A 14000-nucleotide genomic window follows, 5' to 3' on the forward strand; every position below is an offset into this window, starting at 1 on the left:
GCCCCGCGGTCGGCTTCGATCGCCGTCCGCGCCGCCCAGACAAAAAGAGCGTGAATTCGGCGTGACAAGCGTCGCGCAATCGATAGTATGTTCATCACTCCCCGCGCGTCCCCACCGCCCCGATGGCCGCCTCCGATCCGCTTCGTTTCCGCATGTCCTCCGGCCTGATGCAGGCCGGCCGTCAATGGCAGAAGGTGGTGGACGCGGCGCTGGCCGGCCACGGCCTGTCCAACGCAATGACCACGCCCCTGCTGATGATCGGCCGTGCCGGCGGCGGCGTGCGCCAGATCGAGCTGGCCCAGCTGATCGGCGTCGAGGGCCCCTCGCTGGTGCGCATCCTGGACAAGCTGGCCGCCGCCGGCCTGGTCCGGCGCGAGAACGACGTCAGCGACCGCCGCGCCAACAAGCTCTGGCTGACCGAGGCCGGCGAAGCCATCCGCCAGCAGCTGGAGACCCAGTTGAACGCCCTGCGCAAGAAGACCTTCGGCGACATGAGCGACGCCGAGATGGAGGCAGTCCTCAAGCTTTACCGCATCGTCGAGACCGCGGCGCGCGGCGGCTGAGCGCCGGGCCGGCGGCCTACGCGGTCGTTCCGGCGAAGGGCGATCGCGCTGCGCAACGCAGCGCCGCTTCAGCACACGCAGACCGCTCTACCGTCATTCCCGCGAAAGCGGGAATCCATGGACTCCCGCGCCAACGGCAAAGGCGCTGGATGGTCAGACATGCGTCTGTAACGCGCTGCGCAAACGTCCATGGGTTCCCGCGTTCGCGGGAACGACGGCTGTGGATGCGCGGACGAGTGGAAGTTCTTACGGGATGACCGTGGCTTGTCCGCCCCCCGGCCACCACCGCCCCGCCAGCCGCCGTCAACCCCGGGGCTGGATGATCTGACTCAAGTAATCCGGCGTGCCCTCCACGCGCACCAGGTGCGGATACTGCAGCCCGTCGTGGTAGTCCACCTGCACCGTGCGCAGCCCGCCCTGGAACTGCAGCAGCAGGGTGATCGGCGTCTGGCCGCCCTTGGCCGCGGTGATCGCCTGGGCCAGCGTCTCGGTTGAATATTCCTGCCCGTTCACCGCCACCAGCTTGGCGCCGGTGCTGACCCCGGCCTTGAACGCCGGCCCGTTCCAGCGCACGTCGTTGATGCTGCCGTCCGGGTTCATGGTCAGGCCGATCGACCAGGCGAAGTTGTAGCGATGCCGCGGCGACTGCGCGGCGCGGTTGTACTGGGCCTCGTACTCGCTGGGCGTGTCGGTGTAGACCAGCTTCCAGCCGCTGGCGGCGATGCCGTCCAGCAGCGGCGGGGCCACCGTCTGCACGCGCGTCTTGAGGAAGCCCGCCCAGTCGTCGTGGGCCACGCCATCCAGCGTGTTGACCACGTCCTGGAAGGTGTAGGGATGGACCACGTAGCTGCCGTCGTCCACGCCGAAGAAGGCCTTGGCGAAATCGTCCAGCGACTTGCGGTTGCCGGTGAGCTGGCGCAGGCGTGCGTCGATCTGCAGCCACACCATCTGCCCGGCGCTGTAGTACTCCTCGCTCATCTGCCAGCTGCGGTAGGGCAGCGCCTCGCGATGGGCGGCGGTGGGATCGTTGGTGGTGTCCTCCAGCGTGCGCCACTGGAAGCCGACCCGGTTGCGGTCGTAGTTGGCCGCCACCATCGCCAGCGCGTCGCGGAACTGCTGCGGCGTCCACAGCCCGGCGCGCGCGGTCAGCACGAAGCCCCAGTACTGCGTGGCGCCCTCGTACACCCACAGCAGCGAGTCGCCCATCGGCTCGCTGAAGTTGGGCGTGGACAGGTCCGCGCCGCGGCGGAACTTGCCATTCCAGGAGTGGGTGAACTCGTGCGCCAGCAGGTCGCGTTCGGTCGGGTTGTCCTTCCAGCCGGTGAAGTAGCTGCGGTCCAGGCCGTTCTCGCTGGACTGGTGATGCTCCAGGCCGTTGCCGGCCAGCTCGTCGGACAGCGAGAACAGGAAGTCGTAGTGGTCGTAATGGTGCGAGCCGAACAGGCGCGTGGCCTGCACCGGCAGCGCGCGATGCGCGGCCAGCTGCTCGGGCGTGATCTCCAGGTCCTTGGGCTCGTCGGCGACAATGTTGAGCATCACCGGCGCGCCGCCCTTGGGCGTCAGATCGACCTGCTTGAAGTGCAGGCCGGCGTAGATCGGCGAATCGACCAGCGTCTCGTAGGACACCGGGTTGAAGGTGGTGCTGGCGCCGTCCTTCGACGCCGCGCGCAGGGCGCTGCCGAACTGCCAGCCGGCCGGCAGCGTCACGCTGGGCTGCACCTGGATGCCGTGCGTGTAGTAGCCGGCCGGATACAGCGACATCTGGTCCCAGTCCAGCATCAGCATGCGGTCGGTCATCTGGAAACCGCCGCCGCGGCTGGACAGATACTGGAAGTCCGCCTCCAGCGTGGTCGCGCCGGCCGGCACGTCCACATGGAAGGCGTAGACGTCATAGGGATCGCGCTTCCACGGCAGCGGCTTGCCGTTGGCGCTGAAGCTCAGCCCGGCCAGCTGCGCGACCGGGCCGCTGGGCGAATGCGCGCCGGGGATCCACTCTGGATACAGCAGCGTGACCCGGCCGGCCTGCACCAGCAGGGACTCGTGGACGCGGAAGATGCCCTGGCGCGTATCGCTGGCATCGACCTTGAGCTGGATCTGGCCGGGATAGGCCACGTCCTGCGGCGGCGGGACATCGGCCTTGCGCACGATCTGCGCCGAGGCCGTGCCGGCCAGCAGCGCCAGGCCCAGCGCGGCGGCCAGTCGGGTGTGGGGACGCGGCACCGAAGCGGCGGCGCGGTGGATGAAGGGCATGACGGGCTCCAGCACAGGATCAGGGCGATGGACCACCGTAGCATCGGTCCGCCGACCTGACATCGGGCGCCCGTCCGGTCTGGATCCTGCCCGCTGTAATCCCCGTGCGGTGCGCTGTCGCCGCGACTGCATCATCGCCGACCCCGCCGATGCCGGATGCCATGCACATGGCACCGGCGACACGTCACACGCATGCCGTTGCCGATGCGGCACCCCGCGACCTATCCGCCGACGCGGGACGCCCCTACACTCGCCCGCGGGGAACCGGGGAGTCAGGATGGATCACACCGACCAGGCCGTGCAGGACGGCGACGCCGACATGCCTGCGGGTCGCCGCATCAGCTTCGAGCGCCTGCGCGAGCGCACCGACGAGCTGGAACTGCTGATCTCCGGCCTGCTCGCCTTCGCGCTGCTCACGCTGCCGCCGCGCCTGTTCGAGGCCTGGGTCGGCAGCGAGCTGCACGCCGAGGGCGCGACCTGGTACGTGCTGCAGTTCGCCTTCAACATCGGCGTCGGACTGAGCTACGCGCTGGGGTTCGCCTTCCTCGTCCACCTGGCGATCCGCGGCTACTGGGTCGGCCTGGTCGGCCTGAAATCGCACTTCCCCGGCGGCATCCGCTGGGAGCGCCTGTCGGCGATGGGCCCGGTCTCGCGCCGCTTCTATCGCGGCGCGATCGGTGACCTGGGCCAGGTGATCGATCGCGTCGACCGCACCGCCTCGGTGTTGTTCGCCACCACCGTGCTGGTCGCGCTGACGCTGGCGTGGATCGGCGTGCTCGGCCTGGGGCTGCTGATCCCGGCGACGCTGATCGGCCTGCTGTTCGAGGACAGCGAGCGCGCGACGTTCATCGCCTTCGCGGTGCCCTATGTCGCGTTCCTGTTCGGCGGCATGGCGATCTTCGTGCTCGACAAGCTCGTTGCGCGCCGCGCCCAGCGCGATCAGCCCGCGCAAGGCCTGGAGGGGACGACGGATCGCCTGCTGCAGGTGTTCTCCACGATCGCGCTGCAGCGCCTGGGCGGCCCGGTGCAGTTCACCCTGCAGAGCAATCTGGGCAACCGCGGCTTCAGCGCGGTGTATTTCCTCGTCCTCTCCGCGGCGATGGTGATCGGCGGGATGCAGATCGTCTCCTCGGCCAGCTTCTCCCTGCTCAGCCGCTATCGCGTGGTCACCAGCGAGGCGGTCGATCACGGCATGCTCAGCGCCCACTACGAATCCATGCGCGGGCCGGACGATGTGATGCTGCGCTATCCGATGATTCCCTCCGACCGTATCGAGGAGGGACGGCTGCGGGTGTTCATCCCGCATCGCCCGCGTCTGGACAATCCACGCGCCGAGCAGGCCTGTCCGACCCTGGCGCACGGCCGCAACGCGGCCCAGGGCCGCGCCGCCGCCGATCAGGCCGTCGCCTGCCTGGCGAAGATCTGGACCGTGACGCTGGATGGCCGGCCGGTCACGCTGACCGACTTCGTCCCGATGGAGCGTCGCGACCTGGGCATGCGCGGCCTGGTCGGCTATCTCGACCTGGAGGGCGAGGCGCCGGGCCGGCACGACCTGCGCCTGCTGTGGAACGCCGGCGGCGGGGAGCGCGGCGTGCAGCGCCAGCGCGACTACTTCATCCCGTTCTGGTACGACCCGCAGGGCGCCCCGCCGCCCGCCGCACAGGCTGCCGACGCCTGAGCCGCCTGCCTCACCATGGCACCGTGCGGCCCAGATAATCCAGGTACTGCAGCCCGGCGCGGCCGCGCTGCGCCTCCATGGTGTCGAGCAGGTTCGGGATGCTCTCCTCGATGGTCAGCCGCGCATCCGGCCCGCCCATGTCGGTCTTGACCCAGCCCGGCGCCATCAGCAGCAGCGTGCGCGGGTCCTCGGCATGGCGCGCGGCGAAGCTGCGCATGCACATGTTCAGCGCCGCCTTGCTGGCCCGGTAGGCCTCATGCCCGGCCCGGGTGTTGTTGGCCAGGCTGCCCTGGCCCGAGGACATCAGCCCGATCGTGCCGCTCGGCGGCACCAGGTCCTGCAGCGCTTCGACCACGCGCATCGGGCTCAGGGTGTTGGTCAGCATCACCCGCAGGAATTCGTCGGTGGCCACGTTCGCCACGATCGCCTCGTCATCGGTGTTGACCACGCCGGCATTGACGAACAGCAGGTCGATCGTCTCGCCTTCCAGGCGTGCGCGCAGAGCGGCGACCTGCGCCGGCTCGGTGATATCCACCGTCTCCACGCGCAACGCCCCGGGATGCTGGCGCGACAGCGCGTCCAGGCGCTCGGTGGAATGCGCGCGGGCCGTGGCGATCACCCGCCAGCCGCGCGCCAAGTACTGCTCCACCATCGCGTAGCCAAGCCCGCGCGAAGCGCCGATCAGCAGGACGGTGTTGGATGAGGGTTTCATGGTGCGACTCCCGTGCGGCGCCATGCGCCAGTCCCCTCAGGCTAGGGGCGGCCCCACGCATGCGGAAGACGCACGGCATGCATTGATAGAGTGCATGGCATGCACGCGTCCCCGACCCGCCGCCGCACGCCATGTCCGTCCCCGACCTCAACCTGCTGATCGCCCTGGACGCGCTGCTGGCCAGCGGCAGCGTCGCCGGCGCCGCGCGCAGGCTGGGCCTGAGCCCCTCGGCGATGAGCCGCACGCTCACCCGGCTGCGCGACACCACCGGCGATGCGCTGCTGGTGCGCGCTGGCCGGCAGATGGTGCTCACGCCCTATGCCGAGGCGCTCCGCGACCGTGCGCGCACCGCGGTCGAGGATGCGCGCGCCGTCCTGCAGCCGCCGCCGACGACACTCGACCTGGCCACGCTGCAACGCGTGTTCACCCTCCGCGCCAACGACGGCTTCATCGAAGCCTTCGGCCCGCGCCTGATCGCCGCCGTCGCGCACGCGGCCCCTGGCGTGCAGCTGCGCTTCGCGGCCAAGGCGCAGAAGACCGCCGCGCCGCTGCGCGCGGGCGAGGCCGATCTGGAGATCGGCGTGCTGAACGCCATGGGTCCTGAAGTGCGCGTGCAGGCGCTGTTCCGCGACCACTTCGTCGGCGTGGTCCGCGCTGGACATCCGCTGGCCAGGCCACGCGAGGTCACGGCACAGGACTACGTCGCGCATGGCCATGTGGTCGCCTCGCGCCATGCGCGCGACCACGGCCCGGTCGATGACGCCCTGGCCAGGCTCGGCCTGCGGCGTCGCATCGTTGCGGTGGTACCCGGCTTTCCAGCCGCGGTGGCCGTGGCCCGCGCTTCGGACCTGATCGCGCTGGTGCCCGCCTCCTATGCCGCCAGCCAGTGCACCGCGGACGCGGCGGCGCTCCACGCTTTCAAGTTGCCGGTGCCGCTGGCCGGCATCACCGTCTCGCAGATGTGGCACCCGCGCCTGCACGGCGACGCGGCGCATCGCTGGCTGCGCGAGCTGGTCCTGGCGCAATGCCGGGAGCCGTAAGAACGCGGCACTGTTCACCCGGCGCAGGCGACCGGCACGGCGGCGATTGATGCTGCTGCTTTTGACGACGCCGACCAGCAGCACAGTGGGAGAGCGGACGACATGGCAGGAGGAAGCTCGGAATCCGCATCGACCATGCCCGATGGCACGGGCCTGCAACGCCGCAGTGCACCCGACGACAGCAGATCGACCCGGCACATGGAATCATGCGGCCCGCACCCGCCGGACATACGCAAGGAACAGTCCCATGATGAAGCTCTACTACGCCCCCGGCACCTGCGCCCTGGCCTGTTGGATCGCCCTGGAATGGGCCGGTGCCGACTACGAGGCGGTGAAGGTCGACCCGCACGCGGACGCCTACCGCGCCATCAACCCGCTGGGCACGGTGCCGGCGCTGGACATCGGCGGCGCACGCGCGATGACCCAGGCCGATGCCATCCTGCAGTACATCGTCCAGCGCCATCCCGAGGCCGGGCTGGGCGCCGACGCAGGCATCGAGGCGCAGTTCGTGTTCAACGAGACGCTGGCCTTCCTGACCGGCGACATGCATCCGGCGTTCTGGCCCTTCTTCACCCCTGAGCGCTACACCACCGACGCCAGCGAGGCGGCGCTGCAGGCGGTGCGCGACGCCGCACCCGCACGCATCGCGCGCGTGCTGGCCCACCTGGACGCGCTGATCGGCGACACCGACCACGTCTACGCCGGCCGCCGCAGCGTGGCCGACGCCTACGCCTTCGTCATGGCACGCTGGTCGGACAAGGCCGGCGAGAGCTGGCGCAAGTACCCCAACCTGGCCCGCTTCATGCAGGCCATGGCGCACGACCCCGCCGTCAAGACCGTGCTGGAACGCTCGAGCGGCCGCTGAAGGCGCAAGGAACCGTCAATCCCGCGAAGGCTGGCATCCAGCGCCTTGGGCGCTGTGCGCGAAAGTCCCTGGATTCCCGCCTTCGCGGGAATGACGGGAGGAAGTGGCTGGCGGCTATCAGTCACTGCACTTGTGGGGACAACTGTCTCCTCAAATCCCGCGACGGTCTGCCTGTAGAGCGGAGCTTGCTCCGCTGGGGCCTTCCGCCACGAACTGAACGAAGAGCAGCGGAGCAAGCTCCGCTCTACAGGGGAGCCGCCCGTAGCGACGGGCTTTCCCCCCCTTTCTTGGCCCTCCCAGCTGTACCCAGAAATCAGACTTTCCTTCCTGAGAAAACCCAACCCGTCGTTCCCGCGAACGCGGGAATGACGGCAGGAAGTGGCTGGCGGCTATCAGTCACTGCACTTGTGGGGACAACTGTCTCCTCAAATCTCGCGACGGTCTGCCTGTAGAGCGGAGCTTGCTCCGCTGGGGCCTTTCCCACGAACTGAACGAAAAGCAGCGGAGCAAGCTCCGCTCTACAGGGGAGCCGCCCGTGGCGACGACGGGCTTTCCCGGGAGAGCCCCATCGCTGGCATGCCGCCTCTCACCACAAGCACTGCGCTGGCTGCAAATTTCGCATTACTGAGGCAGAACGGCCCGCAACCCCGTCGCTGCCAAGATCTTCCCCATCCGTCATTCCCGCGAACGCGGGAATCCATGGACGTCGACGCTTTGATGCAAAAGTCCCTGGGTTCCCGCCTTCCCGGCAACGACGGTAGCCGCACCCATCACCCCTCCGACGCAAGCGTCTGGCGCACGATCACGTACTGATCGCGGCCGCGGCGCTTGGCTTCGTACAGGGCGGCGTCGCTGGCGGCCAGGATGGTCTCGACCTGGTCCGGCGCCGCGTCATGGCAGACCACGCAGCCGCAGCTGATGGTCAGGATGCCGGCCTGGGTCCCGGCGTGGGCGATGCCCAGCGCATGCACGCGCTCGAACACGCGCCGCAGGAAGGGCTCGGGGTTCTCCGTGCCGGCGAGCACGAAGACGAACTCCTCGCCGCCATAGCGCGCGACCAGATCGGTGGGCCGCACCGCATCGCCCAACGCCTGCGCCACTTGGCGCAGCGCGCGGTCGCCTTCCAGATGGCCGTGCAGGTCGTTGAACGCCTTGAAGTCGTCCAGGTCGATCATGCCTACGCACACCGGTGCGCCGCCCGCGCCGGCCAGCAGGTCGTCCAGCTGCCGGTCCATGCCGCGCCGGTTGGCCACGCCGGTCAGCGCGTCTTCCTGCGCCTCGCGGCTGAGGACATCGCGCTCGTGCCGCAGCCGGCGGTTGGCGTCGCGCAGGGCGTGCTCGCCGCGCATCGCATCGGTGACATCGACCGCGAAGCCCACCGCGCGCGGCGCGGCGCCGCCGCGGGTCTCCATCCGCGCGGCCGAACGGATCCAGCGCACCTCGCCGTCCGGACGCACGATGCGGTAGGCCGTCGAATACTGCTTGGCGCCGGTCAGCATCTCGGCGGCGAGCGTCTCCACCTGGGTGGCGCGCTCGCGATCGTCCGGATGGATCAGCCGCCGGAACTCCTCCAGTGTGGACACCGCCTGCCCCGGCGGCAGGCCCATGATCCGGCACCAGGTCTCGTCGCAGTCGAAGTGATCCTCGGACACGTTGTAGTCCCAGATGCCCAGCCCGCCGACCTGGGCAGCGACCACCAGCCGCGCCTCGCTGTCGCGCGCGGCCTCCAGCGCCAGCCGCTCGCCGGTGATGTTGCGCGAGATGCACAGGATCGCCGTGGGCTGCTGGGCCTCGTCGAGCATCGGCGTCAGCAGGTTGTCCCAGTATTCCGGCGCCCCGCCCTCCACCTCGCTGCGGCCGGTGAAGCGGTCGGCGTGCCCCTCCCGCACGCGCTCCAGGGCCCGTGCGCCGGGCCGATGCACGTCCTGCGGCAGCAGCGGCAGCCACGGCATGCCGAAGCCCGAGTCGGCCGCCACGCCCAGCGCCTGGCAGCCGGCCCGGTTCATGTGCAGCAGGCGGCCGTCGAGGGAGATGATCTTGATGCAGTCCTGGCTGACATCGAGCATGCGCGACTGCGCCGTGGTCAGCCGTTCCAGCTCGGCGATGCGCTGCTTGTAGCGGTGGATGTCGGTGCCCTGCCAAAGCAGGATGGGCGCGCCGCCGTCCAGCGCCGGCTGCGCGCTGACTTCGAAGGCGCACCAGCGCAGGCCGGCCGGCGTGCGCAGCGGCAGCTCCAGCGTCTGCGGCGCGGCGTCGGACGCCAGCGCATCCAGGGCGTCGCGCAGCCCGGGCCGGCCCTGCACCGCCACCAGGTCGAGCAGCGAGGTCGGCATCTCGGCCTCATCGGCCAGGGTCAGCCGCCGCAGGTCCTGGCCCAGCTGCAGCAGGCGGCCGGCGCGGTCGGTGACGCAGGCCAGCCCGTGCAACGGCGCCATCGCCAGGTCGGCACCTTGGCCAAGGTCGGGGCCCCTGGCGGGGTCATGGTGTTGCACGCTTTCGTTCTGCACTCGCCGCTCCTCCCGACACCCGGGCCGTTCCGCGCCGGGTTCGCATCGATCCAACGGCTGTCGTATACGTGGATCGCACACTGCGCGTCCAGAGCGTGTCTTGGCCCCGCCGTGCCGCGCCACGCCCGGCTCCCGGAGCGCGCCGGGCAGCCCGGCGCGCACGGCATTGCGCCGCCCGCGCGCACCCCGACCCACGCGGCCTTGCGTCAACGCCTGCCACGGAAGCCGCGCGCCGGCGCGCTACGATGCGCACACCCCACCGCCGCACGCACCAGAGCGCCATGAAGTCCCGCCCCCTCGACGCACCGACGGCATGAGCGACGCGTCGAACCCCGCGCGTGCGCGGACCCGGCCCTGGAACGACCGCGTCGACCCCTGGGTCGGCGCGCTGCTGAGCCTGCTGCTGCACCTGCTGATGCTGTGGGTGCTGCTGCATGCCGACGTGCCGGTGGTGCAGACCACCCAGGGCGCGCCGGCCGGCGGCCGCACGCGGGTGGACTTCATCGGCGAGAGCACCGCGCCGGCCGATCCGGCCCCGCCCAGCCCGCCGCCCTCGCGCCAGCCCACCCCGCCCACGCCGGTCCCGCCCAAGCCGAAGGTCGCGCGCAAGCCGCCGCCGGCCTCGCGCCTGCAGACCACGCGCGTGGACCACCCGGCCGACCCGCTGCTGACCGAGACCGACACCACGCCCGCGCCCAGCGCCACGCCCAGCCCGCCCGTGCCCGCGCCGGCGCAGACCCCGCCCCAGGCGTCCACGCGCCCGCCGGCCAACCCGCCGCCGACCGACCGTCGCTCGCCCAACTGGGGCCACCCGCCCGGCTACATCGCCCAGGACAGTGCGCCGGAGAACGCCGGCTTCGACGACAGCCCGGCGCTCAACCAGGGCCGCGGCCGCGACAGCGGCATGGATGGCGCCAGCCTGTCCGTCGGCGGCTACCAGGCCTACTACGAACCGCGCGTGGAAGAACGCGTGCGCACCTGGATGGCGCAGGGCATGAAGGAGTTCTTCATCCCCCTGCCCGGCACCGAATACCTGATGGTGTGCCCGCTGGAGATCGTGCTGCGCAACGGCTCCGGCCCGTGCCGCGCGCTGCCGCCGGATTCGCCCGAGCTCAAGGGCATCGGCGACTCGCGCGACATCATCAACATGCAGCGCGTGTATCACCGCGGCGAGCTGGTGTGGAAGGGACCGGGGCCGTATCGCTAAGGGCGGGGCGGGTTGGCGCGAGCGGATGATCGGATATGCGCTCCGGCGTTGGCCGATGGCCTGAGGCAGGGCGAAGGTGGGGGTGCCGGCGCCTTCGCTTCGGCGCCCAGTCACGTGATTTGCGCACGAGTGCAGAGCATCAAACGCCCCGCCTGATGAGAAAGCGGGCAGGCCCTCGATCGCGCGTGCGCAAGACCCCGGCACCGCGCACGACCTTGCACCGGATCGACACCGACTGGCCCAATACGGCTTCTCACCTGCCTGATCGGCCCGCTTCCATGTCGCCTGCCACGCCCACCTCCGCCGCGACCGTTCCCCTGCTGGAGACGCCGCGGCTGATCCTGCGCGAATACCGCGCCAGCGACTTCGAGCCCTTCGCCCGGCACCTGTCCGACCCGATCAGCGCCGAGTTCCTCGGCGTGGTCGACCGTCCCACCGCCTGGCGCTTCTTCTGCTCGCACGTGGGCATGTGGCAGCTGTACGGCGCCGGCTGGTGGTCGGTGACGCTGCGCGAGGGCGGCGAGCCGGCCGGCCATGTCGGCGCCTTCCTGCGCGAGGGCCACAACGGCCTGGAACTGGGCTGGAGTATCTACCGCCCGTTCTGGGGCCAGGGCCTGGCCGGCGAGGCCGCCGCAACCGTCCTCGACTACGCCTTCCAGACCCGCCGCGAGCCGCAGGTCCACGCCCTCATCGACCCCGGCAACATCGCCTCGCGGCGCGTGGCCGAGCGCCTGGGCCTGCATTTCGACGGCAACACCGAGCTGCACGGCAAGCCGGTGGAGCGCTACGTGGGCAGCGCGACGTCCTCCGCGATCGCCTGAAGAGTCGCCAGCAACCACGGCGATCCGCCTAACCGTTGCGCCGGGCGAACGCCTCGAATCGCGCATGCTCGGCGGACAGACGCTCGCGGAACTCCGCCGTGTCGGTGGGCCCGAACCCGACCTCGGCCTCGCCGCGCTCGATGCGCGGGAACACCGCATCGCAGAACGCATCCAGATCCGCGCCGTGCGCCTGTCCCGGCCCGGCCAGGGCGGTGGCTACCGCCGGCGGGATCAGCTCGGTGACCGTCACGCCGGTCCCGGCCAGGGCCCGGCGCAGATTCATCGTGTAGCTGTGCAACGCCGCCTTGGCCGCGCTGTAGCCCGGCGCGAAGGTCTGCGGATTGAAGGCGCCGCCTGAAGTGACGTTGACCAGCTGCCCACCCTGGCGGGCCTTGCGCAGCAGCGGGATCAGCAGGGTGCACAGGTGGATCGGCGCGCAGAACAGCAGATCGATCTCCGCCTGACGCTCGGGCCAGGCCGCGGTGTCGTGGGCGATGTCGACCCGACGCTGGATGCCGGCATTGTTCACCAGCACATCCAGGCCGCCCAATTCGGAGGCGATGCGGTCGGCCAGGCGCTCGCGCGCGTCGGCGCGCGCCAGGTCGCCGGCGATGGTCACGCAGCCGGGCAGCTCGGCCCGCGCCTGCTCCAGGCGCTCGGTGGAGCGGCCGGTGATCACGACCCGCGCGCCGCCTTGGGCATAGCGCTTGGCCAGCCCCAGGCCAATGCCGGACGTGCCGCCCGTGATAAGCACCGTGCATTGTGTTGTCATGTCAACAGCATGCGTCCGCTATTGTTGCCATGTCAACAAGGCGGGGATGCGCATGAGCAGGCTTTCGGAACAGGACATGCAGCGATGGATCGCCTGGAAGCGCGCCACCGAGGCCGTGATGGCCGCGGTCGTCGCGGAGATCACCGCACACACGGGCCTGTCGGCGGCGGACTTTTCCGTGCTGACGCGCGTGGTCGAAACGCCCGCGGGCCAGATCCGCCAGCAGCGCCTGTCCGATGATCTGGGCTGGGAGCGCAGCCGGCTCTCGCGTCAACTGAGCCGCATGGAAACGCGCGGGCTGCTGCGCCGCGAAGGCTCGACCGCCAACTGGCAGGTCGTCGCCACCGCCGACGGACGCGACGCCGTCCGCGCCGCCCGCCGCGTCCACGCCGACGCCGTGCGGCGCGCCCTGACCGACGCGGTGCCCCCGGAAGACGCCGACGCGTTCTGGCGCGTGGTGGCGCGGCTTGGGGCGGGAGATCCGTCGCCCTGACCACCTAGGCATTGCCTTCAGCTTCCCCTGCGCCAAGGCTTTTATCCCTCAGCAGGCGGATGGATTGGAGTTCAAATCAGTAGCGTCACACCCACGGCGCGATCAGCGCCGTGTCCACCGAACACGCCGATATCAGCGCTGGACGACGTACGCCGTCGACCTGGCAAGTCCACCCAACTGGATGCGCCTGCCAAACGCCTGAGCTACGCGCGGTCATGGCGCAGCGCAGCGCCCTCCGCCCATGACCCGCGACGCGCCGCGCCAACCAGCTTGAGCCACAGCGCATACAGCAACAGCGGCACCGCCCAGCTGCCCCACAGCATCCACGCGATCAGGTCCGGCGATGGCGCCACGCCCTGCGCCACCACGCCCGCAAGCGACAGCCGGAACACCGCCGGGGCCAGCGTGACCAGATACGCGCCCAGCATCCAGCGGCGATGCGCGGCCACGTTGCGACGCAGGATCGCCACCAGGCCCGCACCGCCGGTGACCAGCCACGCCAGCAAGGTGGAGCTGAAGGCCACGCGGATGCCCGTCGGTGCCGGCGAGGTCGCGATCAAGCCGACCGCGCCGACCATGGCCACCAGCATCGCGGCGAAGTACACGCGGCCCGACACGCGATGCACGCGCCACAGCCGCGGCCAGCGCTGGGTCAGCAGCTGCACCAGCCCCAGCGCGATGCCCAGCCCGCCACCGGCCAGATGGCACCACAGCCAGCCCCGCCGCAGCAGGAACATCGCGTACGCCGGCGAATCCAGCGCGGCGTACTTGAGATACGCCGCATGCAGAAAGCCGATGCCCAGCCAGCCCAGGGCCAGCACGACGGCCGCGAAGGCCGCCACCGAGATCCCTCGCCCGCTCCGCCCGCCTTCCCATGCCATCGCGCGACTCCCGTTCGCGGTGCTGCCGGTGCTTCGTTTCCTGGCGCCGGCAGGTGAGATCACCTGGCCTTGCGGACCAGCCCCACCCCACCAGAACAGGAAGCGGCGAGGCGGGCGGGTCGCAAGGTGTCCCCGCGCTTCAGCGGCGCGGTGCTGCTGCCAATGCTACGCGGGATTGCGGGCCCGCTCATTCGTGGCCGTCCTCATCTTG

At 70.6% G+C, this 14000-nt stretch carries 12 protein-coding genes; 7 read left to right on the top strand and 5 right to left on the bottom strand.

Features of this window, described 5'->3' with window-relative positions; genetic code table 11:
* Positions 1-152 precede the first annotated feature (152 nt).
* Positions 153-563: a MarR family transcriptional regulator gene (locus tag WFQ05_RS05975; RefSeq protein WP_235872472.1), complete on the top strand. Its 411-nt coding sequence runs from the start codon at positions 153-155 to the stop codon at positions 561-563.
* A gap of 303 nt (positions 564-866) precedes the next feature.
* On the opposite strand, the gene WFQ05_RS05980 is transcribed toward WFQ05_RS05975, so the two are convergent.
* On the bottom strand, positions 867-2813 hold the full coding sequence (locus WFQ05_RS05980; protein WP_337053075.1) for a peptidase M61: 1947 nt from the start codon (positions 2811-2813) through the stop codon (positions 867-869).
* A gap of 277 nt (positions 2814-3090) precedes the next feature.
* Here WFQ05_RS05980 and WFQ05_RS05985 point away from each other — a divergent pair, with 277 nt between their 5' ends.
* On the top strand, positions 3091-4491 hold the full coding sequence (locus WFQ05_RS05985; protein WP_337053076.1) for a hypothetical protein: 1401 nt from the start codon (positions 3091-3093) through the stop codon (positions 4489-4491).
* Between the two features lie 10 nt (positions 4492-4501).
* On the opposite strand, the gene WFQ05_RS05990 is transcribed toward WFQ05_RS05985, so the two are convergent.
* Complete coding sequence (locus WFQ05_RS05990) at positions 4502-5203, bottom strand: SDR family NAD(P)-dependent oxidoreductase (RefSeq protein WP_130524029.1); 702 nt, start codon at positions 5201-5203, stop codon at positions 4502-4504.
* Between the two features lie 131 nt (positions 5204-5334).
* Here WFQ05_RS05990 and WFQ05_RS05995 point away from each other — a divergent pair, with 131 nt between their 5' ends.
* Together WFQ05_RS05995 and WFQ05_RS06000 are read left to right on the top strand one after the other, a co-directional pair.
* Entirely contained in the window at positions 5335-6243 is a 909-nt protein-coding gene (locus WFQ05_RS05995) for a LysR family transcriptional regulator (protein WP_337053077.1), read from the top strand.
* Positions 6244-6490: 247 nt separating this feature from the next.
* Positions 6491-7108 carry a glutathione S-transferase N-terminal domain-containing protein gene (locus tag WFQ05_RS06000; RefSeq protein WP_205954209.1) on the top strand — a complete coding sequence of 206 codons (618 nt, stop codon included), beginning with the start codon at positions 6491-6493 and terminating at the stop codon, positions 7106-7108.
* Positions 7109-7878: 770 nt separating this feature from the next.
* On the opposite strand, the gene WFQ05_RS06005 is transcribed toward WFQ05_RS06000, so the two are convergent.
* Positions 7879-9543 carry a diguanylate cyclase gene (locus tag WFQ05_RS06005; RefSeq protein WP_337053078.1) on the bottom strand — a complete coding sequence of 555 codons (1665 nt, stop codon included), beginning with the start codon at positions 9541-9543 and terminating at the stop codon, positions 7879-7881.
* Positions 9544-9928: 385 nt separating this feature from the next.
* Here WFQ05_RS06005 and WFQ05_RS06010 point away from each other — a divergent pair, with 385 nt between their 5' ends.
* Together WFQ05_RS06010 and WFQ05_RS06015 are read left to right on the top strand one after the other, a co-directional pair.
* Entirely contained in the window at positions 9929-10822 is an 894-nt protein-coding gene (locus tag WFQ05_RS06010; protein ID WP_337053079.1) for a type II toxin-antitoxin system RelE/ParE family toxin, read from the top strand.
* Between the two features lie 278 nt (positions 10823-11100).
* Positions 11101-11643, top strand: a complete 543-nt coding sequence (locus WFQ05_RS06015) for a GNAT family N-acetyltransferase (protein WP_337053080.1) — start codon at positions 11101-11103, stop codon at positions 11641-11643.
* 28 nt (positions 11644-11671) lie between these two features.
* On the opposite strand, the gene WFQ05_RS06020 is transcribed toward WFQ05_RS06015, so the two are convergent.
* Positions 11672-12397, bottom strand: a complete 726-nt coding sequence (locus WFQ05_RS06020) for an SDR family NAD(P)-dependent oxidoreductase (RefSeq protein ID WP_337053081.1) — start codon at positions 12395-12397, stop codon at positions 11672-11674.
* Between the two features lie 94 nt (positions 12398-12491).
* On the opposite strand from WFQ05_RS06020, the gene WFQ05_RS06025 reads away from it, so the two are divergent.
* Complete coding sequence (locus tag WFQ05_RS06025) at positions 12492-12908, top strand: MarR family winged helix-turn-helix transcriptional regulator (RefSeq protein WP_337053082.1); 417 nt, start codon at positions 12492-12494, stop codon at positions 12906-12908.
* 203 nt (positions 12909-13111) lie between these two features.
* On the opposite strand, the gene WFQ05_RS06030 is transcribed toward WFQ05_RS06025, so the two are convergent.
* Positions 13112-13750, bottom strand: a complete 639-nt coding sequence (locus WFQ05_RS06030) for a DUF2306 domain-containing protein (RefSeq protein WP_337053083.1) — start codon at positions 13748-13750, stop codon at positions 13112-13114.
* Between the last annotated feature and the right edge of the window lie 250 nt (positions 13751-14000).

Origin of the sequence: Pseudoxanthomonas sp. USHLN014 (genome assembly GCF_037153335.1) — a bacterium.
GTDB lineage: Bacteria > Pseudomonadota > Gammaproteobacteria > Xanthomonadales > Xanthomonadaceae > Pseudoxanthomonas_A > Pseudoxanthomonas_A winnipegensis.